The organism is Eggerthella guodeyinii, from assembly GCF_009834925.2.
Classification (GTDB): domain Bacteria; phylum Actinomycetota; class Coriobacteriia; order Coriobacteriales; family Eggerthellaceae; genus Eggerthella; species Eggerthella guodeyinii.
Genome location: NZ_CP063310.1, coordinates 2,492,488 through 2,513,619, shown reverse-complemented (window position 1 = coordinate 2,513,619; position 21,132 = coordinate 2,492,488). Strand labels below are relative to the sequence as shown.

The 21,132-nt window shown below is 67.7% G+C and carries 17 protein-coding genes; 13 read left to right on the top strand and 4 right to left on the bottom strand.

Annotated features, from left to right (window positions below):
* Positions 1–329: 329 nt before the first annotated feature.
* The 4 genes from GS424_RS10590 (at position 330) to GS424_RS10575 (ending at position 5,834) form a co-directional block, all read left to right on the top strand.
* Positions 330–1,862, top strand: coding sequence for a 2-isopropylmalate synthase (locus GS424_RS10590; protein ID WP_160942244.1), 1,533 nt, complete (start codon positions 330–332; stop codon positions 1,860–1,862).
* A gap of 617 nt (positions 1,863–2,479) precedes the next feature.
* On the top strand, positions 2,480–3,361 hold the full coding sequence (locus tag GS424_RS10585; protein ID WP_154332226.1) for an enoyl-CoA hydratase/isomerase family protein: 882 nt from the start codon (positions 2,480–2,482) through the stop codon (positions 3,359–3,361).
* A gap of 91 nt (positions 3,362–3,452) precedes the next feature.
* Positions 3,453–4,715 (top strand): MFS transporter, encoded by a 1,263-nt coding sequence (locus GS424_RS10580; protein WP_154332225.1) that lies wholly within the window; start codon positions 3,453–3,455, stop codon positions 4,713–4,715.
* A gap of 177 nt (positions 4,716–4,892) precedes the next feature.
* On the top strand, positions 4,893–5,834 hold the full coding sequence (locus tag GS424_RS10575) for a LysR family transcriptional regulator (protein ID WP_160942245.1): 942 nt from the start codon (positions 4,893–4,895) through the stop codon (positions 5,832–5,834).
* A 58-nt stretch (positions 5,835–5,892) separates the two neighbouring features.
* On the opposite strand, the gene GS424_RS10570 is transcribed toward GS424_RS10575, so the two are convergent.
* Both GS424_RS10570 and GS424_RS10565 read right to left on the bottom strand, forming a co-directional pair.
* The gene (locus GS424_RS10570; RefSeq protein WP_160942246.1) at positions 5,893–6,423 is read right to left on the bottom strand and encodes a hypothetical protein; all 531 of its coding nucleotides are present in this window, start codon (positions 6,421–6,423) and stop codon (positions 5,893–5,895) included.
* 111 nt (positions 6,424–6,534) lie between these two features.
* On the bottom strand, positions 6,535–7,722 hold the full coding sequence (locus tag GS424_RS10565; RefSeq protein WP_154332222.1) for an acyl-CoA dehydrogenase family protein: 1,188 nt from the start codon (positions 7,720–7,722) through the stop codon (positions 6,535–6,537).
* Between the two features lie 383 nt (positions 7,723–8,105).
* On the opposite strand from GS424_RS10565, the gene GS424_RS10560 reads away from it, so the two are divergent.
* The 4 genes from GS424_RS10560 to GS424_RS10545 all read left to right on the top strand — a co-directional run bounded on the left by GS424_RS10560 (position 8,106) and on the right by GS424_RS10545 (position 12,300).
* The gene (locus GS424_RS10560; protein WP_160942247.1) at positions 8,106–9,302 is read left to right on the top strand and encodes an acyl-CoA dehydrogenase family protein; all 1,197 of its coding nucleotides are present in this window, start codon (positions 8,106–8,108) and stop codon (positions 9,300–9,302) included.
* 166 nt (positions 9,303–9,468) lie between these two features.
* A complete protein-coding gene (locus GS424_RS10555) occupies positions 9,469–10,425 on the top strand; it encodes a LysR family transcriptional regulator (protein ID WP_244977515.1) in 957 nt (318 codons plus the stop codon).
* A gap of 124 nt (positions 10,426–10,549) precedes the next feature.
* The gene (locus tag GS424_RS10550) at positions 10,550–11,707 is read left to right on the top strand and encodes a CaiB/BaiF CoA transferase family protein (protein ID WP_160942248.1); all 1,158 of its coding nucleotides are present in this window, start codon (positions 10,550–10,552) and stop codon (positions 11,705–11,707) included.
* Between the two features lie 107 nt (positions 11,708–11,814).
* A complete protein-coding gene (locus GS424_RS10545; RefSeq protein ID WP_160942249.1) occupies positions 11,815–12,300 on the top strand; it encodes a PaaI family thioesterase in 486 nt (161 codons plus the stop codon).
* Positions 12,301–12,319: 19 nt separating this feature from the next.
* Here the strand turns inward: GS424_RS10545 and GS424_RS10540 are convergent, their stop codons facing one another.
* On the bottom strand, positions 12,320–12,973 hold the full coding sequence (locus tag GS424_RS10540) for a TetR/AcrR family transcriptional regulator C-terminal domain-containing protein (RefSeq protein ID WP_154332219.1): 654 nt from the start codon (positions 12,971–12,973) through the stop codon (positions 12,320–12,322).
* Positions 12,974–13,340: 367 nt separating this feature from the next.
* On the opposite strand from GS424_RS10540, the gene GS424_RS10535 reads away from it, so the two are divergent.
* Entirely contained in the window at positions 13,341–15,416 is a 2,076-nt protein-coding gene (locus GS424_RS10535; RefSeq protein WP_160942250.1) for an oxidoreductase, read from the top strand.
* A 118-nt stretch (positions 15,417–15,534) separates the two neighbouring features.
* On the top strand, positions 15,535–16,719 hold the full coding sequence (locus GS424_RS10530) for an acyl-CoA dehydrogenase family protein (protein ID WP_160942251.1): 1,185 nt from the start codon (positions 15,535–15,537) through the stop codon (positions 16,717–16,719).
* Positions 16,720–17,032: 313 nt separating this feature from the next.
* On the opposite strand, the gene GS424_RS10525 is transcribed toward GS424_RS10530, so the two are convergent.
* On the bottom strand, positions 17,033–17,815 hold the full coding sequence (locus tag GS424_RS10525) for a phage tail protein (RefSeq protein ID WP_160942252.1): 783 nt from the start codon (positions 17,813–17,815) through the stop codon (positions 17,033–17,035).
* Between the two features lie 329 nt (positions 17,816–18,144).
* On the opposite strand from GS424_RS10525, the gene GS424_RS10520 reads away from it, so the two are divergent.
* From GS424_RS10520 to GS424_RS10510, 3 genes are read left to right on the top strand one after another with little or no spacing between them, the layout of a single operon-like run.
* Complete coding sequence (locus tag GS424_RS10520) at positions 18,145–19,284, top strand: acyl-CoA dehydrogenase family protein (RefSeq protein ID WP_160942253.1); 1,140 nt, start codon at positions 18,145–18,147, stop codon at positions 19,282–19,284.
* A gap of 48 nt (positions 19,285–19,332) precedes the next feature.
* Complete coding sequence (locus tag GS424_RS10515; protein WP_160942254.1) at positions 19,333–20,121, top strand: electron transfer flavoprotein subunit beta/FixA family protein; 789 nt, start codon at positions 19,333–19,335, stop codon at positions 20,119–20,121.
* A gap of 18 nt (positions 20,122–20,139) precedes the next feature.
* On the top strand, positions 20,140–21,132 hold the full coding sequence (locus GS424_RS10510) for an electron transfer flavoprotein subunit alpha/FixB family protein (protein ID WP_160942255.1): 993 nt from the start codon (positions 20,140–20,142) through the stop codon (positions 21,130–21,132).

The window sequence follows — 21,132 nt, the reverse complement described above, 5'->3', positions numbered from 1 at the left end:
GAGCAACCATTCTACCAGGTGTTATGCGAACCGCCATGTTCGGAGGGCCTCGAGCGCGGGCAAAATCTAGCGAATACTCGCACTTTTGTCCATTACCTTGCCAATCATATATAACCTGCGGAACGGGTGGATGCCTGCCGGTGACGGCGGAGCGCTGCGCTCGTTTCGCCATGCGCGCGAAAATGACCGGGGAGAACCCGGGGCCGCCGCCGAATTCCCACGGCTTCGGTCGGCATATTTGCTATGATTGTCAAATCAATTTGAGTCGCGGTCAACGCCTGCGCTGTTCGATGCGGCGGGACTGGACACGAGAAGGAAGGAACACGCACATGACTCGCAAGATCAACATCTTCGACACGACGCTTCGCGACGGCGAGCAGTCGCCGGGCGCCTCCATGAACACCGAGGAGAAGCTGGTCGTGGCGCGTCAACTTCTGCGACTCAACGTCGACGTCATCGAGGCGGGCTTCCCCATCTCCAGTCCGGGCGACTTCGAGTCGGTCCGCCGCATCGCCGAGCTGGCGGGCGACCAGGCCACGGTGTGCGGCCTCACGCGTGCGGTGGAGAAGGACATCGACGCGGCGGCCGACGCGCTCAAGTACGCCAAGCGCCCCCGCATCCACACGGGCATCGGCGTGAGCCCGAGCCACCTGCACGACAAGCTGCGCATCACCGAGGACGAGTGCGTCGAGCGCGCAGTGAAGTGCGTGAAGTACGCCAAGACGTTCGTGGAGGACGTGCAGTTCTACGCCGAGGACGCGGGCCGCTCCGACTACGACTTCCTCGTGCGGGTCATCGAGGCCGTCATCAAGGCCGGCGCCACGGTGGTGAACATCCCCGACACCACGGGCTACTCGCTGCCCGAGGAGTTCGGCGCGCGCATCAAGTACCTCATGGACAACGTGGACGGCATCGAGAAGGCCACGGTGTCGGTGCACTGCCACAACGACTTGGGGATGGCCACGGCGCTGTCGCTGGCCGGCGTGAAGAACGGCGCCACGCAGGTGGAGTGCACCATCAACGGCCTGGGCGAGCGCGCGGGCAACACGGCCATGGAGGAAGTGGTCATGGGCATCAAGATGCACGGCGACGAGCTGGACGCCTGCACCGAGATCAACACGCGCGAGTTCATCAAGGCGAGCCGCCTCGTGTCGTCCATCACGGGCATGAACGTGCAGGCCAACAAGGCCATCGTGGGCGCGAACGCCTTCGCGCACTCCTCCGGCATTCACCAGGACGGCGTGCTCAAGAAGCGCGACACCTACGAGATCATCGACCCCGCCGACGTGGGCGCGGGCACCAGCCAGATCGTGCTGACGGCGCGCTCGGGCCACGCGGCCCTCAAGCATCGCCTCGAGGAGCTGGGCTACGAGCTGGAGGGCGAGGCGCTCGACCAGGTGTACGAGGCGTTCCTCAACCTGGCCGACAAGAAGAAGGAAGTGTACGACGAGGACCTCGAGAGCCTCGTGAACGAGCGCGACCGCAACGAGAGCGCGCTGTACTCGCTCGAGGGCGTGCAGATCAGCACCGGCTTCCCGCTGACGCCGACGGCCACGGTCACCCTGCGCAACGCGGCCGACCAGGTGGTCACGGCGTGCGAGTACGGCACGGGCCCCATCGACGCCATGTGCAAGGCCGTGAACAAGATCGTGCAGGTGGACAACGACCTCACCGAGTTCTCGGTGCAGTCCGTCACGCGCGGCATCGACGCCCTCGGCGAGGTGACCATCCGCGTGACCGATCCGAGCGGCGCCGTGTACACGGGCCGCGGCGCCGACGGCGACATCGTCGTCTCGTCGACGAAGGCCTACCTCAACGCGCTCAACCGCCTGCTCAACGACAAGCAGGAGCAGCGCCGCTAACGCTTGCGGCTTCCGTGCGTCACCGACGGCCCGTCTTCGGACGGGCCGTCGGCGTTTCGAGTTGCATGCGCTCTCGGAACCCGCTTGCCCGTTTCGCCGTCGTTCGCGAGGCGCGGCGGCACGCGAATCGGCTCGAAGCAAGCAATTTTTGCGTTTTGCGAACGCACGGGGCGCGCACGACGCCTGTTTCAGGAGTCGCATTGTAGGCGACCTGGGGAAACGGTTCACGTCTTCCTCCGCGTCGATGGCGGAAACGGACTCGTCGGGCCTCCAACGTACGCAAAACGAAAAAATTGCTTGGAATTCGGCGAATCGCGTGTCCGATGCAAGCTGTCGACGGGCGACGTTTTCGCGCGCGGGATCGAACCGATTTTCCTATCCCGACCGCAGCGGCGGGCGGTGGACTCATTGGTATTTCGAGGGGTCGTTGCGGCGTTTTACTCGGGAAACGTCGGTGCAGGGCCGTCCCATCCATTGAAACTTTCAATGGAAGAAAAACGAGGGGACAAAACCGGCGATCCTGTCCGTGTTCGAGGGGGCGTGCGGCCGGTAGGCTGCAACTCATGCGATCCCGGATGCTCAGGGTCACCGGGACGATCCGTTCATGAGGAGGAATCATGGGTCTGTATCAGGAGAAGTACCACGTTCCCACGTTCACGTACGACGAGTACGAGAAGATCACCGTCAAGAAGGACGGCCCCGTCTACATCGTCTCGTTCAACGATCCGGGCAACCTCAACGCCATGTCGTACGCCCAGATGGCCGAGTTCAACGAGTTCCTCATCAAGGTGCGCATGGACCACGAGTGCCGCGTCATCGTGCTGACGGGCGAGGGCCGCGCGTTCTGCGCCGGCTTCAACCTCAACGACCTGGCCATGGAGCATCCCGACGACATGGGCGACGTGCAGACGATGTACTACCTCATGCAGCGCATCTGCTCCGACCAGGTGGTGTACATGCACCGCTGCGAGCAGCCCATCATCGGCGCGCTCAAGGGCTACGCGGTGGGCGGCGGCATGTCGCTGTCCTGCGCCTGCGACATGCGCATCCTGGGCGAGAGCTTCAAGATGAACGCCGGCTACCTGGCCATCGGCTACACCGGCACCGACATGTCCGGCTCGTTCTACCTGCCGAAGATCGTCGGCTACGAGCGCGCGTTCCGCATCATGTCCTCGCCCGACCGCTGGGATGCCGAGACGCTGCACAGCTGGGGCTTCGGCCTGGAAGTGGTGCCCGACGACGAGGTGGTCGACAAGGCCGTGGCGCTGGCGCACCACATGTGCGACACCACCGCCCCCATGGCGCTGCGTCTCACGAAGGAATCCATCCATGCCGCCGTGGACGGCACGAGCTTCGAGACGCAGGTGAAGATGGAGAACCGCAACCAGGTGCTGGGCGCGGTGTCGCAGGACGGCGTGGTCGGCCGTGCGAAGATGAACCCGCACAACAAGCAGGACGTGAAGGACAACCCCGAGAAGTACCAGTTCAAGAACCTCTGATCTCCGCCGCGCCTCGGCGCTGGCACCCCACCCTGCGAACCCGGGCGCTGCTCACGCCCGGGTTCGTTCCACACCGTCTAGAGGGGGTTGTATGGCTGCGCAAACGCGTGAAAAACTCTCGTCTCGTCATCTGCTCGTCGTGCTCACCGGCATCATGATCACGTTCGGATGCTCGGCGCTGTGCTTCTCGACCTGGGGGCTGTTCCAACCGGTCGTGTCGGAGGCGCTCGGCATCCCCACGACCTCGTTCGCCTTGTACGTGACCATCATGTACCTGACCATGACCGTGGCTTCGCCCTTCGCGGGCAAGCTGCTGCAGAAGGTGGACGTGCGCATCATCTTGAGCGCATCGGCATGCAGCGTGGCCGCTGCGTTCGCGTTGATGGGCTTCTCGACCAACATCTTCATGTTCTACGTGGCCGGCGTGCTGCTGGGCCTCGGCGAGATATCCATTCTCTGGCTGGCCATCCCCGTGCTGGTCAACAACTGGTTCTACGAGCGGGCCGGGTTCTTCATCGGCCTGTGCATGGCGTTCACCGGCATCGGCGGGGCGCTGTGGTCCATGGTGTTCACCGCGCTCAAGTCGAGCGGTATGGACTTCCATCAGATCTACCTCATCTGGGCCGTCATCGCGCTGGTCACCTCGCTGCCGTTCACGCTGTTCTGCGTGCGCACGCGCCCGTCCGACTGCGGGCTGGCGCCCTACGGCGCCACCGTGGCCGAGGGCAAGGAGGCCGCGCGCCCGCAGGGCCTGTCGGCGAAGCTCGCCATGAAGTCGTCGGCGTTCTACCTCGTGTGCGTCTGCGCGGGCATCATCAACATCGCGAACCTCATCGCCATGCAGTTCCCCACGTACACGAAGTCGCTCACCGGCGTGGCCTTCGACGTGCTCGTGGTGGGCGGCATCATGTCCACCGTCATGATGGTGGGCCAGGCGCTGTTCAAGATCGTGCTGGGCGCCGCCGTGGACAAGAGCGTGAAGGGCGCGCTGTGGTTCGCGTTCGCGGCCGGCGTGGTGGGCATCTTCCTGTGCTGGTTCGGCTTCGCGTCCGAGCTCATGCTGTACGCCGGCGCGTTCATCTTCGGCGCGTTCTACGCCACGGCGGTGGTGCTGGTCCCGGCGCTCACGCGCGCCATCTTCGGCACGCGGGAATACCCCGTCATCTACTCGCGCATCTCCACCGTATTCAACCTCATCGGGGCGTTCGCGTCCATGATCTGGGCGTGGGTGGGGTCGTCCTACGGGTTCGACGCCGTGTTCGCGGTGGGGCTCGTCATGCTGGCGGTGGTGCTGGTCACCGGGCTGGCGGCGCTGTCGGTGGGGAAGCGGCGCCTGCGCGCGCTGTGGGAGTGACCGGCCGGGGGCGCGCCGCGCGGCGCGCCCCTCGCGCCGTTGCGGGGGAGGGCCGACCGCGCGGCGCGCAAACGGAACAGAACGGCCAGGCTGGCCGTGGCGCGGCGGCGCCGCAGCGCCTAGGATAGGGGCAAGGGCCGAGTGCCGGTTGCATCCACGGCAGGTGAGGAGATACCCGTGAACAACTCTTCTTCGCTTTCCCTCTCGCAGCTGTACAACTTCAAGAAGCTGGCGGAGACGCAGCACATGACCCGCGCGGCGAAAGAGCTCTACATCACCCAGCCCACGTTGAGCCTGTCCATCAAGGCGCTCGAGCACGAGCTGGGCGTGCCCCTCTTCTTCCGCGACGGGCGCCAGATCAAGCTCACGAAGCACGGGCGCGACTTCTACGCCGACGTCGCCGGCGTGCTGAGCGACCTCGACCGCAGCATCGCGGCGGTGCGCGCCCAGGGCACGGTGGGATGCGGCTCGCTCAGCATCGGCACCATCCCCACGATCCAGCACGACTTCCTTCCCGAGCTGCTGCAGCAGTTCTGGCAGGAGTACGGCTACGACGTGAAGATGGGCTTCACCGTGGAGTTCTCGCTGCCGCTCATCCGCTCGCTCAAGGCCCAGGAGTTCGACCTGATCTTCGCCTCGAAGGCCGACAACGAGCCGAACCTGTGCTTCGTGCCCATGCTGACGAAGCGCCTCATCCTCGTCGTGCACGAGGAAAGCCCCTTCGCCGACCGCGACAGCGTGTCGCTGTCGGAGCTGCGCGGCGTGCCGTTCGCCAGCTACGCGCCCGACACGCCGCTGGGGATGGAGGCGAAGCGGCTGTTCGAGGGGGTCGGCATCCAGCCCGCCATCGTCTACGACGACGAGTTCATGCTGACGAGCGTCGTCGTGGCGAACCACGCCATGCCCGGCGTCATGCTGGACACGTTCGCCATCGAGCGCTTCGACGGCGTGCGCAAGATCGCGCTGGCCGACGTGCCCGATGCCTTCCACTACATCTACCTGGCGTACGACAAGCGCATCTACCGCAGCCAGGTGGTGGAGAGCTTCATCGAGACGGCGCGCCGCTTCTCCTCGATCGCGCAGGACGAGGCTCCGGGCACGTTCGCCGTCCCCGCCTGAGCGGCTGCGCTTCGCCCGAAAGCGCCCGAAGGCGCCCGCCGCGGCCGGCGCCCGGCGCTCAGGGGACGGCGGGTGCGTCGGGCGGGTTCTCGCAGGCGAACCGCAGGCCCTCCCCGTCGGCGCGCACCACGTACAGCTTGAAGCCGCGCTTGCAGCGCGCGACGCACTGCTCGCAGGGGTCGAGGTCGCAGTAGCAGTAGGCGTCCTCGTCGGCGAGAGGGAACACGGCCGCCCCGCCGCGCGGGCGCGGCCGCGCCTGCAGGCCGGTGAACGTCTTGAGCACGACGAGCGCGGGGTCGCCCGCGCCGTCCTCCCAGGCGAGCGTCAGGCGGTTCGCGTCCATCCCGCCCGTGAACGCGAAGGAGAACCCCTCGTCGGCGGCGCAAGCGCTGCGAAACGCCACGGGCTGCACGGGCCCGTCGCCGCATCGCGCGCACGTCGCATGCGCGTCGCCGTCCTCGCCGTAGGGCGCGCATGCGATCACCGAGCGCCACAGGTCGACATCGACCCGCGCCGCGGCGCTGCCGAGCCCCATGAGGAGGCTCCCGCAGCGCGGGCAGCGGTACAGGGCGATGTCCGCCTCGTCCACCCGGGGCTTCCAGGTGGCGCGCGTGCGCGTCGGCGAGAGCCTTGGCGGCGCGCACGCGCGCGAGGAGGATGTCGGGCGGTCGGTCATCGGGCCGTCGGATCGCGCGGGGCGCTAGTCGAGGTAGGCCATCGTGCCGCCGTGCTTGATGCAGTCGCGCGCGATGGTGATGCGCTGCACCGTGGGCGCGCCCTCTTCCAGCCACATGGCGCGGCAGTCGCGGTACAGGCGCTCCACCGGGCCGAACGGGTTGTCCTCGAAGTAGCCGTCGCCGCCGAAGATCTCGAGCATCTCGTCGGACACGAGGCGCGTCGTGTCGATGGAGAACAGCTTGCAGCAGGCCGCCTTCTCGGCGATGTAGGCGCCGTTCGGCTCGTGCATGTAATCCTTGCAGAAGTCGTACACCATGGTGCGCAGCGCGTGGATGTACATCTGCATGTTCGCGATCTTCATCTTGATGGCCTGGCGCGACAGGATGGGCTTGCCGAACGTGATGCGGTCGGCGGCGCGGGCGAGCGAGATCTCCAGCATGCGCTGCGCCATGCCGAGGTTCGACGCGGCGATGTGCACGCGCGACACGGCCAGCGAGTGCATGGCGATCTCCATGCCCTGGCCCTCTTCGCCCAGGAGGTACTTCTTGTCCACCTTCATGTTCGTGAACTTGAGGCCCGTGTGGCCGGCGCCGCGGCAGCCCATCATGTGCGGCATGGGCGTGACTTCGTAGCCGGGGGTGTCCACCGGCACGTAGAACGTGGACAGGCGATGGTCGGGGTCGGCGTCGGGGTCGGTGACCGCGTGGATGTAGGAGTGCGTGTTCATGTCGGTGAACGAGATGAGCCACTTCTCGCCGTTCAGCACGTAGTCGCCGTTCTCGTCCTTGACGGCCGTCGTGTGCAGGTCGGCGCCCGTGCCGCCCGTGGCCTCGGTGAGGCACCAGGCCGAGAAGATGGACTTGTCCTGGAACTTCGGCATGAGCTCGGCCTTGAGCTCCTCGGAGCCGTAGTCGTACAGCGGGCGCCAGTTCAGGTCCTGGGCGAAGTGCATGTGCATGCGCATGCCGCCGGGGCCGCGCGAGAACTCCTCCTGGCACTTGAGCGTCTCGAGCTCGCTGAGGCCCCAGCCGCCGTACTCCTCGGGCAGCGACATGCGGTAGATGTTGTGCTCGTTGCACTGGTCGTAGAATTCCTGGGGGAACTTGTTCGTGACCTCGATGTCGGCCTGCATCTCCTCGCACGGCCCCTCGACGAAGGCGCGCAGCTCCTTGAGATACGATTCGAATTCCTGCGGCGTAAGCTTGCCCATGGTTCCTCCTCCGGTCTGGCGCCGCTGCCGCGCGGCGCGTGGTATGCCCGTATTGTCCGCTCGCGCGCGGCCGCCCGTCCAATTAGAAAACCGGGGGGAATCGATAGGTTGGATTTATGGATGCACGTCGGCGGCGCGCGGCGGGAGGGCGCGCGACGGGCGCGCGGCTTGGGAGGAGGGGCGCGCTGCGGGGCTCGGGCGCGCGGCTTGGGGTTCGGGCGCGCTGCGGGCTCGGGCGCGCGGCGCGGGGCTCGGGCGCGCTGCGGGGCGGGGCGTTCGCGGAATCGATCGATCGGGCGCGAATCGAGGGGCGTTCTGAATTGGAACGGACGGCGCGGACGGCGGATAATGGGGGCGATGGAGCGCGAGAGAAGGAGAGGACCATGAATCCCCAGGCAACGATCACCGACGAAGCATTCCAAGCCTACCTGCTGCAGATCAGGGCGCTCGCGGAGGGCCCCTTCGAGGAGATGCAGCCCGAGATCGAGGTGTCGAACCGGTTTCCGCAGCGGTTCTACGACCTCGCCCGCGACAACGACCTGTACCGCTTCTACCTGCCGGCGGAGTACGGCGGCTGGGGCCTCAACGAGCTGGAGATCCTCCGCGTGCAGGAGGAGTTCTCGCGCGGCCCGGGCGGCATGCGCATGCACCTGCACCACGCGGCCGACATGAACTGGCGCATCCTCGACGACTACGGCTGCCCCGCGCTCAAGGCCCGCTACATGGACAAGTTCCAGGACAAGTCGATCTACTGCAACTTCGCCATCACCGAGCAGACGGGCGGCACGGGCGCGGACATCCACACCACCGCCGTGAAGGATGCCGACGGCAACTACGTGCTGAACGGCGAGAAGTGGCTCATCTCCCACACGGATTGCAGCGACTTCACGTACGTCATCGCCGCCACCGACCCCGATTCGGACAAGGACTCCCGCCTCTCGGCGTTCTTCGTGCCCACCGATGCCCCCGGCTTCGAGCTGGTGCCCATGCCGCACATGATGGGCTGCCGCGGGGCGGGGCACGCGGGCCTCAAATTCGACAACGTGGTGCTGTCCCCCGAGCACCTGCTGGGCGAGGAGGGGCAGGGCATGGAGATCGCCATGCACTCGCTGTCGGTGTCGCGCGTGCACATCGCGTGCTCGAACCTCGGCATGGCGCAGCGCATGCTGGAGATCTCGCTCGCCCGCGCCGAGGACCGCGTCACGTTCGGCAAGCCCATCGCCTCGCGCCAGATGATCAAGCGCGAGATCGCCGAGATGCAGACCTACGTGCACGCGCTGCGCACCCTCGTGCACGATTTCGCGCGCGATTTCGACGACGATCCGCACGGGGCCGACATCGAGGAGAAGGCCGCCATCGCCAAGCTGTTCTCCATCTACACCACCCGCATCGTCTCCGACGCGATGCTCGAGATCTTCGGCGGCGACGGCTACTTCGAGGACAACCCCTACGGCCCGGTGGAGCGCCTGTACCGCGACGCGCGCGCCATGTGGCTGGAGGAAGGCGCGCCGAACGTGCAGCGCATCACCATCGCCCGCGCCTGCCAGCAGCGCAAAGGCGAGCTCTCCTACCGGTACTAAGGTCGCGGCGCGCCGCGGAGCCCCGCGGCGCGCGCTCGTCGGGCCGCAAGCCCCCTCCGCGCCAGAGGGGGCGGCGCGCCCCGCGAGACGGGGCCGCGCCAGGGCGCCCGCCGGTTCTGCCCGCTTGGGGCGTTTTGGCCGTTGCCGTGCGCGGGGGGCGCGCCGTATGATGACGGCATCGACCCCGCCGGGAAAGGCCGCCATGAACCTCGCCCACCTCTACTACTTCCGCACGCTCGCCGAGCTCGAGCATTTCACGAAGGCCGCCGAGCAGCTGTACGTGGCGCAGTCCACGCTGTCGAACGCCATGGCCCGGCTGGAGGAGGAGCTCGGCGTGACGCTGTTCGAGCGGCGGGGGCGCACGGTCGAGCTCACGAAGTACGGGCGCGAGTTCCAGGCGTCGGTCGTCGAGGCCCTGAACGTGCTGGACAAGGGCGTGGCGCGCGCCCGCGAGCACGCCGACCGGATGACGGGCACCATCGACGTGGGCACGGTGTACACGATCCAGGGCGACTACCTGCCGGCCCTCGTGCGCGCCTACCGCGACGAGTACGGCGCGGGCCTCACGGTGAACCTGTTCCAGGGCCTCACGCTGCCGCTGCTCGAGGATCTGGAGCGGGGCCGCTACGAGCTGGCCTTCACCGCGCGGGCGGAGCATCGCCCGGGCCTCACGTTCGTCCCCGTGCTGCGCCAGTCCCTCGGCGCGCTCGTGCACCGGACGCACCCGCTTGCGGCGCGCGCGGCCGTCCGGCTTTCCGACGTGGCGGCCCTCGGCGCGCCCGTGGTCACCTACCGCGACGCGACGCCGCTCGGCGCGAAGGTGGCGCGCCTCGCCGCGGACGCCGGCATCGCGGTGTCGGACGGGGCCGACGACGAGATCACCATCGGCAGCCTCGTGGACGCCTCGCCCGACGCCGTGGGCCTCGTGCTCGACACGCTCGGCGTGGCGCCGTTCGGCGACCTGACCGTCGTGCCCCTCGCGGACGTGGGCGAGGGCTTCCACGAGGTGTGCCTCGTCTACCGCACGTGCTCCTACAAGTCGCGCGCCGCCGAGGCCTTCATCGAGCTGGCCCGCTCGTTCTCCTGGCCGCCGGAGGATGCGGCGCGCGACCTGCGTCGATAGGCTCGATGCACAGGTGTCATTGAGAACGCCAATGCAAACGCGCCCCGTTTCGCCCGGCGGTTGAGCTATCGTTGGGGGAAGCGGCGAGGCGCGCGGGCGCGCGCCGAGGGAAAGGAGCGGACCTATGGGCAACCCATCGTTTGCGCGGCTGCGCGTGCTCGACCTGTCGAGGTACCTTCCCGGCGGGTACGCCACGCAGGTGCTGGCGGACCTCGGGGCCGACGTCGTGAAGGTGGAGGACGTCGGGCTCGGCGATTTCTGCCGCCACGAGCAGCCCCGGCGAAACACGATGAGCTACTACCTCGAGGCGCTCGGGCGCAACAAGCGCTCCGTCGCGCTCGATCTCAAGGACGAGGAGGCGCACGCGGCGTTCCTCAAGCTGGCGGAAGGCGCCGACGTGGTGATGGAAAGCTTCCGCCCGGGCGTGACGAAGAAGCTCGGCATCGACTACGGCACGCTGGCCGCCGCGAACCCGCGGCTCGTGTACTGCTCGTTCTCGGGCTACGGCCAGGACGACCCGCGCAGCCAGCTGCCGCTGCACGACCTGAACATGCAGGCGCAGAGCGGCTACCTCTCGCTCAACGGCGGCGTGAAGGCGCCGCTGCACCTATGCGACCTCGCCAGCTCGATGGTGGCGGCGCAGAGCGTGCTCGCGGCGCTGTACGACCGCGAGATCACGGGGGAGGGGCGCTTCATCGACGTGTCGATGTTCGACTCCTTCGTGTGGTGGAACTCGCTCATCGACGAGCGCTGGTGCTTCCAGGGCGGCATCGACGAGGGCTCGGTCATCTACCCGGCCGACTGCTGCTTCTACAACATCTACGAGACGCGCGACGGCGGCAAGCTGGCGTTCGGCCTCATCGAGGACAAGTTCTGGACGGCGTTCTGCGAGGCCGCGGGCGTGCCGGAGCTGGCGTGCAAGCCGGCCGGCGCCTACGAGCGCATGCGCGAGCTCGTGGCGTCGCGCACGCGCGCCGAGTGGGAGGAGTGGCTGGTCGGCAAGGACCTGTGCATCGCCTCGGTCATCGACAAGGACGAGGCCATCGCCCAGCTGCTCGAGCGCGAGCCGGACATGATGGCCTACCGCGACTTCCCGCGCGCGGGGCGCGTGCTGCAGACGAACCTGCCGCACAACATCGCGGGGATGCGGCCGTCCATCGACACGTTCACCGAGGCCCCGGCCCACGGCGAGCACACGGCCGCGGTGCTGGCCGAGGCGGGGCTCTCCGCCGACGACGTCGCGCGCCTCGAGCGGCGCGGCGCCGTGCGCAGCGCGTCATAGGCGGCGGGCGCGACGTCCCGAAGCGCGCGGTTTGCCCGTGTCGCGGCGCGGCGCGGGACGCTACCATGAAAGGAGGAGAAGGCGAAGAGGGAAGGACGGCACGCGCGATGGGCACCATGAATCCGGATCATGCGAACGCGGTGATGGAGCTGATCAACCGCTCGCCGTACTTCGAGCTGCTCGGCATCGAGCTCGTGGAGCTGGCCGAGGGATCGTGCCGGGTGGCGTGCACGTTCGAGCGCAGGCATATGAACGCGTTCGGCGGCGCCCACGGCGGCGCGTACGCCTCGCTGCTCGACTGCGCCGCGTACTGGGCGCTGTACGGGTCGCTCGCCGAGGACGAGGGGTTCACCACGATGGACCTGGCCACGACCTGCCTGAAGGCGACCGGCACGGGGCCCGTCACGGCGACGGGGCGCGTCATCAAGCGCGGGCGCACCGTGTGTTTGTGCGAAGCCGAGGCGCACGACGAGCGCGGCGCGCTCTTGGCGCACGCGACGTCGAAGATGCTCGTGGGAGCGCACCTGCAGCCGATGAGCGCGGCCGTGCGCGAGCTGGGCTCCGCCGCGCTGCCGCCGAAGTTCCTCGCCTGAGCGCGCTCGGCAGGCCGCTCTACAGGTTGCGGCGCAGCTGCGCTTCCTTGATCTGGGCCTCGAGCGAGCTGTGGATGATGTTCGCGAAGGGGCCGGCTTGGCCGGTCAGGCGCTCGGCGCCCGGCTGGTCGCACTTGCGGATGAAGTAGTACAGGAACGCGCACGTGTAGAACTCGGCCAGGAACTGGATGTTCTCCTGGGGCAGGTAGCGGTTCGCCAGGATGAGGTCGATGTCGTTGCGCAGCGCGGGCAGGTACAGGTGGTACAGGTAGTTGCGCAGCGAGTACGGGTTCGTGTCGGCCAGCGCCTGGGTGTAGAAGTGCCGCTTGGCCTCGAGCACGCGCGCGAAGCAGTCGAAGAACTCGGCATGGTCGAGGGAGCGCACGCCCGATTTCTGCAGGATGTAGAACGGGAACTGCGCCGAGGAGTCGTTCGTGCCGGTCTCGTACACGAGCGCGCTCTCGGGGAAGCGGCGCTTGAGCTCCTGGCCGAGGTCGTAGCGGAAGATCCACGTGATGAGACAGTCCTTGTTCTCGAAGTGGTAGTAGAACGTCTTGCGGTTCTTCCCCGTGCGCTCGATGATGTCGCTGATGGACACCTTCTTGAGCGGCATCTCGTCGCATAGCGCGACGAACGTGTCGGCGATGAGGAGCATCGTGCTGAGCGCGTTCATAGGATCGGGCCTCGCTCTCGATAATGATGATAGTGCCAGGGCTATTATACGTCGCGTTTTCGCACATTTCTAGGACAAAGATTAAAATATGTGCAGTAATTGTTCGGAGTGATTCCGGTCGAGTCTCCGTGTTTTGGGGATATTCCCCGTAAAAACAGGCCCATCCTAGGCAATATTGGGAGACTTTTTTCACGATGACTAACCAATCTTGGAATTCTGTCCATCGTATCGTCCTTTTCGGGAGCCTACAATGTTGGCAACGAGGAAGCCGCGCGCATCGAGAGGGATAGTTCGCACGGATCGACCTCGCACCAATCGCGCAGAGAGAGACGCTTAGCACTGTTCAAAGCGGAAAGGGGTTTGCATCGTGGCAAAGTATCAGAAGCTGCTGGAACCGTTCAGCATCGGCGGGGTCGAGATCAGGAACCGGTTCGTCATGCTGCCCATGACCACCGAGATGGTCGACAACTACTACATCACCGACGCCATCGTCGACTTCTACGAGGAGCGCGCCAAGGGCGGCACGGGCCTGCTGGAGCTGGGCAGCGCCTACATCAGCGACTGCTTCAACGCGACGCCGAAGTACCACACCACCACGGGCGCTGCGGGCATCTGGGACGACGCGTTCGTGCCCGGCCTCACGCGCATCAACGAGGCCTGCCACAAGCACGGCGCCAAGACGGCCGTCCAGCTGCAGCTGTGCTACGAGTGGCGCGCGTCGGGCGACGACGAGCTGAAGAGCTACGCCCCGTCCAAGGACGTGCCGAGCGGCCCGTTCGTGGGCATGCCCGAGTGCGAGTACACCACCGAAGAGATCGCCACCGTGGTGAAGCAGTACGGCGAGGCCGCGCGCCGCGCCGTGGAGGCCGGTTTCGACATCATCGAGATCCACGCGGGCATCGGCTACATGGTCATGCGCTTCCTGTCCAAGTACTCCAACCACCGCACCGATGAATACGGCGGCAGCCCGGAGAACCGTGCGCGCCTGCTGACCGAGATCCTCGACGAGGTGCACCGCGTGTGCCCGGACACCCCGGTGCTCGTGCGCATCTCGGCCGACGACCTCATGCCGAACGGCAACCGCATCGAGGACACCCTCGAGCTCATCCCGATCATCGAGAAGCACGGCGTGGACGCGTGGAGCGTGCAGGCGGGCTTCCATGAGGCCCCGCGCCCCGTGGCCAACCAGATCGTGCCGGAAGGCGAGTTCATCGACCTCGCCAAGCAGGTGAAGACCGTCACGGACAAGCCCGTGTTCCCCGGCACCCGCATCAACTCGCTCGACATGTGCGACAAGGTGGTCACGCAGGGCTACGGCGACGCCGTGGGCATGGCGCGCCAGTTCATCGCCGACCCGGAGACGGCGGGCAAGGTTGCCGCCGGCCATCCCGAGCAGGTGCGCCCCTGCATCGTGTGCAGCCGCTGCCTCGACCACACGTTCCTCGGCCAGCCCATCTGGTGCTCGGTCAACGGCAACATCGACAACATCGCCATCGGGCATCCCGAGGACCAGCCCGCCTACGAGAAGAAGCACATCGTCGTGGTGGGCGCCGGCCCCGGCGGCCTCGAGACGGCGCGCGTCGCGGCCGTGCGCGGCCACAAGGTGACCGTGCTCGACAAGTCCGACCGCGTGGGCGGCCTGCTGAACATGGCGCAGGTGCTGAACGCCAAGATCGAGCCCCTCGTGACGTACTGGAACGAGGAGCTGAAGCTGCATCCCAACATCGAGCTCAAGCTGGGCACGAAGGTGACCGCCGACACCATCAAGGCGCTCGACCCCGACGAGGTCGTGGTCGCGCCGGGCGGCGAGGTCATCGGCGTGGACGTGCCGGGCATCGACGGCAAGAACGTCGTCAGCTCGCAGGACATCAAGGACATGGTCGCGGGCATCGTGCCCGAGGGCAAGGGCCTTATCTGGAAGGCGGCCGTTGCGGCCATCAAGGCGCAGGGCGGCACCGTGGGCTTCATGCGCATGGGCCTCAACATGGCGAGCGGCCCCACCGCCATCGTGGGCAAGCGCGTCGTGGTCGTGGGCGGCGGGTTCGCCGGCCTCGAGGTCGCCGAATCCATGAGCGACGGCCGCGAGATCACGGTCATCGACGAGGCCAAGAAGATGGGCAACGGCATCGGCATCATCGACAAGAACCCCACCATCAACCTCGTGAAGCAGAAGGGCGTGAAGCTCATGCCGCTGACGAAGCTGGTCGAGGTCACGAAGAAGGGCGCGAAGGTCCAGAACGTGGAGACGGGCGAGGAGCAGCTGCTCGAGTGCGACACCGTGCTGCTGTCGCTGGGCGTCGAGGCCAACACCAAGCTGTACGACGAGGTGGTCAAGATCTTCCCGAACGCCAAGCTCATCGGCGACGCCACCACGCCCGCGGGCAAGGTGTACCGCACGCTCGAGGCCGTGAACGCCGGCTACAAGGAGGCCATGGCCTTCTAAGCGCTGCCTGGCACGACCGGCGCCCGCCTCGTCCGCTGCACGAGGGGGCGGGCGCCGCAGAACTTCGATTCAAACACGCAGGTGTTTTGAATATAGGGAAAACGGTTAAGGAGGAAGCATGGATTTCGCATACACCGAGGAACAGCTCCGCATCAAGAAGGGCATCCGCGAGTGGGCCAACGAGAACCTGACGGAAGAGGTTATCGCGGCCGGCTACAAGAACCGCGGCATCGCCCCCGAAGTGGCGAAGGCGTGGGTCGATTCGGGTTGGGGCATGTACGGCCTGCCCGAGGAGTACGGTGGAAAGCCCGTCGACCATCAGACGATGGCCATGATCATCGAAGAGCTCAACCATGCCGGCGGCAACATCCCCATGGCTCCCAACCTGCTCATCATGTTCGATGTGTGCGAGTTCGGCACGCCGGAGCAGATCAAGTACGCGATGGACTACTACGTGGAGAACGGCTACCCGCCGTACTGCCTGGCCATCTCCGAGCCTGAGGCGGGCTCCGACAACCAGGGCATGGAATGCCTGGCCACCCGCACGGGCGACGGCAAGGTGCACATCACCGGCGTGAAGACCTGGGTGACCCAGGGCGAGCACGTGGACGGCTTCATCGTGGTGTGCAAGGACGAGGATCCGTCCCGCGAGAACAAGAACATGTCCATGTACCTCGTGCCGGCCAACGCCAAGGGCGTCACCATCGAGCCGCTCAACAAGATCGGCATGCAGATCATGCCGTTCGCGATGATCCACTTCGACGACGTGGTCATCGACGAGAGCGACCTCCTGGGCATCCAGGGCAAGGGCTTCTACCAGCTCATGAAGAACTTCGAGTGGGAGCGCTGCGTGCTTCTGGCCGAGCTGCTCGGCGAGGCGCAGGCCGCCATGGAGGACGCGTGCGCCTGGACCAACGAGCGCATGCAGTTCGGCAAGGGCATCAAGACCTACCAGCTCGTGCAGGAGCACATCGTCGAGATGCAGATCGAGCTCTCGAACACGCGCAACTTCCTGTACCGCACCTGCTGGAAGATGGACAACGGCATCCCGGTGAACAACGACGCCGCCATGCTCAAGCGCTACGGCGCCCCGGCGCTCACCGACTGCTGCTCGCGCGCGCTGCAGCTCATGGGCGGCCTCGGCTTCACCGACGAGACCCGCGTGTCCCGCCTCATGCTCGACTGCCGCGGCTTCCAGATCGGCGGCGGCACGGTGGAGATCATGGTGCACATCTCCGGCCGCGGCATCCTCAAGGAGTACGCCAAGGTCGCCGAGGATCCCGATTACCTGTACACGATCTAACCCGACGCTTCAGCACGCGGGGCGATTCGCCCGCCCCGCACGGAAACGCCCCGGCTCCGGCCGGGGCGTTTGCCGTTGCGCGCACGGCGGACGGGCGCCGGGAAGGGGAGGCCCGCTCCCTCAGGATGAGGCGAACGGATGTTTCATGTGAAACATCCGGTGCGTAGGGGGGTCGGGCGGCGCGGCGAAGTGCTCGCGGACGTTGCGCATCGCCGCGTTCCGGCAGGATCCGAGGCGCGCGGTCGATGCGATGGGCGAACGGATGTTTCACGTGAAACATCCGGCGCGTGGGGGAGGGGGGAAGGGGGCCGCCTTACTTGGCGAAGGTTCCCTTGGCGCCGTGGCAGGTCATGCCGATGGCGCGGATGGAGCAGTACGAGCGGTACTTGCAGCGCCCGCAGGCGCGCTTGCGGTTCTTCTGGGAGGGGTCGTAGAGCCCGATGACGCCCACCGTGCTGTAGCGCGGCTCGAAGACGCCGTCCTTGCCCAGCTTGAGCCCCAGGCGCTTCTCGGACTGCGTGTAGAACACGAACTGCGAGCGCGTGTCGAGCGGGAAGTCGCCCATGCCGGGGCTCAGGCGATCGTCGGTGTAGAGGCCGTCGTCCAGCGCGGCGGCCACGATGGCGGCGTTCACGCGGTCGGCCGCGCTCTCCACGAGCGCTTTCGCGCAGGCGTCGGCCAGCGCGCGGTCGAGCTCGTCGGCGTCCGCGGGCAGCGCGGCGGGGTTGTCGGGCCCGATGGTCACCGCCATGAGCGCGCAGTGCGCGGCGCGGCGCAGGCGCTCGTACACGCTTTGGCCGTGGAACATCATCATGGTGCCCACGAGCTTGATGGCCGGCTCCACGTACTCGGGCGGCAGCGTGCAGATGGCGGGGTTGAACAGCTTGTACACGCCGCGCGGACGGTAGGCCGCCAGGCACGCCGCGACGGCGGCGTCGATGCGCGCGCCCGCCTCGGCGTCGAGGGCGCCCCCGTCGGCCGCGTCCGCGCCGAGCGCGCGGGCCGCCTCGGGCGGCAGCTGCGCGAGCACCTCGGAGCGCTCGAGCGCGCCCACGGTGCAGGGGACTTCGATGATCTGCCGTACGGCTCCGGTCATGATGGACGCTCCTTTTCGTGCACGATTCTTCCTGTATAGATCATAGAGCACCGTCTGCACGGATTGACCGGCTAGTTTGGCTCGACTGTGCGGTTTTCGCCCTCGGGACCCTGTCAAGGCTCATGGTTTCCACGGAATCGCGGGATTGGGTGGAGCAAAAGCCAACAAACGCATTCGATTGACCAGTTCGTATGCTCAGGGTTTCGGTTTTGACCGTAGGCAAACCATAGACGCAGCCTATCATTTGAAGAGTAATCAATAGGAAATGGAAATGGATTGCCGTCGGGCCCCGCGGGTGCGGCGGCGCCGTCACGCGGGGAAGGGGTTCCATGTACGAACTGACGCAAGAGGAGCGCATGATCCTCTCGATGGTGGACGACCTGTGCGTCGACGTGGTGGCGCCGCGTGCGGCCGAGATCGACGAGGAGGACGAGTTCCCGCAGGATATCTACGAGCTGTTCGTGGAGCAGGGGCTGTTCGCGCTCGCCTACGGCGAGGAGCACGGCGGCGTGGAGGTGAGCATGCACTGCTGGGTGCAGGTGATCGAGCGCATCGCGCGCGAGTCGCCGGCCGTGGCGCTCATGATCCTCATCTCGGCCATCGGCTCCGACGCGCTCGTGTTCTCGGGGACCGACGAGCAGAAGCGCACCATCCTGCCCGCGCTGGCGGCCGGCGAGGCGAAGATCTGCTTCGCGCTGACCGAGCCGAACGCCGGCTCCGACATCTCGGCCATCGCCACCACGGCGCTGCCCGACGGCGAGGGCTACACCGTGAACGGCAGCAAGATATTCATCACGAACGGCGCGGTCGGCGACTGGTTCACCGTGTTCGCGCGCGTGGTGGAGGACGGGCAGTCGAAGCCCTCCTGCTTCGTCGTGCACCGCGACACGCCCGGCCTCGTGATCGGCCGCAAGGAGGACAAGATGGGGCTGCGCGGCTCGGTGACCTCGCAGCTGTTCTTCGAGAACATGCACGTGGGCCCCGATGCCGTGGTGGGCGCGGTGGGCGACGGGTTCGCCATCGCGCACCACACGCTCAACCGCGGCCGGCTGGCCGTGGCGGCGCTGGCTGCCGGCGTGACGGCGGCGTCGCTCGGGGCGGCGGCCGCCTACGCGAAGGAGCGCATCCAGTTCGGCAAGCACATCGCCGACCTGCAGGCCATCCGCTTCATGCTGGCCGACATGGAGATCGCGCTCGAGGCGTCGCGCCTGCTGCTCGACCAGGCGGCCACGGCGTTCGGCGGCGACATCCAGACGATGATGAAGACGGCATCGGTGGCGAAGGTGTACTGCTCGGAGGCCGCGGTGAAGGCGGCCGAGACGGCCGTGCAGATATTCGGCGGCTACGGCCTGTGCAAGGACTACCCGGTGGAGCGCTACTACCGCGATGCGAAGTCGTTCACCATCGTGGAGGGCACGAGCCAGGTGCAGCGCTCGCTCATCGCGAAGTCGGTGCTGAAGGAATACTAGGAGCGCGCCGCCGGGCGCGGCGCGCAGGGGGCGAGGAGGATCGCAGCCATGAACATCGCAGTGTGCATCAAGCAAACCGTCGACACCGAGGCCGAGGTGGGCGTCGACGCCGAAGGGCGGGTGCTCACCGAGGGGCAGACGCTCGTCATCGACCCGTACGGCGAGTTCGCCGTCGAGCGCGCCGTGCAGCTCGTCGAGGAGCACGGCGGCGAGGTGGCCGTCGTGTGCATCGGCGGCGACGAGGCGCTGCCGGCCGTGCGCCACGCGCTGTCGATGGGCGCGGCCGCGGGCTACCTGATCGACGATCGCGCGCTCGACGCGGCGGATGCGGCGGCGCGGGCGCGCGTGCTGGCCGCCGCGCTCGAGCGCGTGCCGGCCGACCTGGTCATGGGCGGCTGCAAGTCGGCCGACACGGCGGGCGCGCAGACCATGCCGCGCGTGGCCGAGCTCCTGGGCCTGCCGTGCGTGCAGGTGGTCACCGCGCTCGAGGCGGACCCCGCGGCGGGCACCGCGCGCGCCACGCGCGAGATCGACGACGGCGTGGCCGTGGTGGACGTAGCGCTGCCGGCCGTCGTCACGGCGCAGCAGGGGCTGGCCGAGCCGCGCTACCCCAACGTGCGCGCCATCATGCAGTCGAAGAAGAAGCCCGTCACCGTGTGGACGCTGGCCGACCTCGGCAGGGAGGACGCCGCGGCGCCCGAGGCGGCGCGCACGCGCGTGGTGCGCTACCGCGCCAAGGCCGCGCGCCAGGGCGGCCGCATCGTGGAGGGCGAGACGACGGCCGAGGCGGTCGCCGCCACGGTGGGGCTGCTGGAAACCGAAGCCAAGGTCTGGTAGGACGGGAAGGGAGCATCCATGGCAGGAATCTGGGTATACGCGGAGCCGCGGAACGGGTCGTTTCCGCGCGCGACGTTCGAGATGCTGGCGCTCGCGCGCCGCATGGCCGACGCGGAGGGGACGGACGTGGCCGCCGTCGTGCTGGGCAGCGGGCTGGGGGACGTCGATTGCGCCCCGCTCGGCGCGGCGGGCGCCGACGCCGTGCTCGCGCTGGACGATCCGGCGCTGGCCCCGTACACCACCGACGCCTACGCGGCGGCCCTCGCGGCCCTCGCGGCGCAGCAGCGTCCCGACGCGGTGCTGTTCGCCGACGGCGCCACCGGGCTCGACGTGGGGCCCGTGCTCGCGCAGCGCCTGGACACCGGCTTCGTCGCCGACGTGGTGGCCGTCGAGGCCGACGCGCGGGAGGGCTTCCTGTTCACGCGCGAGCCGTACTCGGGCAAGGTGCGCGCCGACGTGGCCTTCGCCGCCGACGCGCGCCCGATGGTCGTCACCGTGCGCCCGAAGGCGTTCGACCCGGCCGCGCCCGACGAGGGCCGCACGGCGCCGGTGCTCATGCAGCACGTCGACGGCTTCGGCGACGTGCGCCAGACGGTGGCCGACGTGGTGCGCCGCGCGTCGGGCCGCGTGGAGCTGACCGAGGCCGACGCGGTGGTGTCGGGCGGGCGCGGCACGAAGGGCGCGGCGGGCTTCGCGCTCGTCGAGGAGCTGGCCGACGTGCTGGGCGCCGCCGTCGGGGCCTCGCGCCCCGCGGTGGACGAGGGCTGGACCGACATCCAGTTTCAGGTGGGGCAGACGGGCAAGACCGTCGCCCCGTCGCTCTACATCGCCTGCGGCATCTCGGGCTCCATCCAGCACATGGCCGGCGCCGCGGCGTCGAAGTGCATCGTGGCCGTGAACACCGACCCGCAGGCCGAGATCTTCAAGGTGGCCGACTACGGCATCGTGGCCGACCTGTTCGAGGCGGTGCCGCTGTTGACCGAGGCCTTCCGCGCGAGCAAGGCGTCCTAG

What these genes read in the sequence shown, in the direction of transcription:
- GS424_RS10565 (WP_154332222.1), bottom strand. Translation starts at nt 7,722, where the DNA reads ATGGGCAAGCTTACGCCGCAGGAATTCGAATCGTATCTCAAGGAGCTG.
- GS424_RS10525 (WP_160942252.1), bottom strand. Translation starts at nt 17,815, where the DNA reads ATGACCGGAGCCGTACGGCAGATCATCGAAGTCCCCTGCACCGTGGGC.
- GS424_RS10515 (WP_160942254.1), top strand. Translation starts at nt 19,333, where the DNA reads ATGAACATCGCAGTGTGCATCAAGCAAACCGTCGACACCGAGGCCGAG.
- GS424_RS10585 (WP_154332226.1), top strand. Translation starts at nt 2,480, where the DNA reads ATGGGTCTGTATCAGGAGAAGTACCACGTTCCCACGTTCACGTACGAC.
- GS424_RS10510 (WP_160942255.1), top strand. Translation starts at nt 20,140, where the DNA reads ATGGCAGGAATCTGGGTATACGCGGAGCCGCGGAACGGGTCGTTTCCG.
- GS424_RS10550 (WP_160942248.1), top strand. Translation starts at nt 10,550, where the DNA reads ATGGGCAACCCATCGTTTGCGCGGCTGCGCGTGCTCGACCTGTCGAGG.
- GS424_RS10580 (WP_154332225.1), top strand. Translation starts at nt 3,453, where the DNA reads ATGGCTGCGCAAACGCGTGAAAAACTCTCGTCTCGTCATCTGCTCGTC.
- GS424_RS10520 (WP_160942253.1), top strand. Translation starts at nt 18,145, where the DNA reads ATGTACGAACTGACGCAAGAGGAGCGCATGATCCTCTCGATGGTGGAC.
- GS424_RS10540 (WP_154332219.1), bottom strand. Translation starts at nt 12,973, where the DNA reads ATGAACGCGCTCAGCACGATGCTCCTCATCGCCGACACGTTCGTCGCG.
- GS424_RS10555 (WP_244977515.1), top strand. Translation starts at nt 9,469, where the DNA reads ATGATGACGGCATCGACCCCGCCGGGAAAGGCCGCCATGAACCTCGCC.
- GS424_RS10590 (WP_160942244.1), top strand. Translation starts at nt 330, where the DNA reads ATGACTCGCAAGATCAACATCTTCGACACGACGCTTCGCGACGGCGAG.
- GS424_RS10545 (WP_160942249.1), top strand. Translation starts at nt 11,815, where the DNA reads ATGGGCACCATGAATCCGGATCATGCGAACGCGGTGATGGAGCTGATC.
- GS424_RS10560 (WP_160942247.1), top strand. Translation starts at nt 8,106, where the DNA reads ATGAATCCCCAGGCAACGATCACCGACGAAGCATTCCAAGCCTACCTG.
- GS424_RS10530 (WP_160942251.1), top strand. Translation starts at nt 15,535, where the DNA reads ATGGATTTCGCATACACCGAGGAACAGCTCCGCATCAAGAAGGGCATC.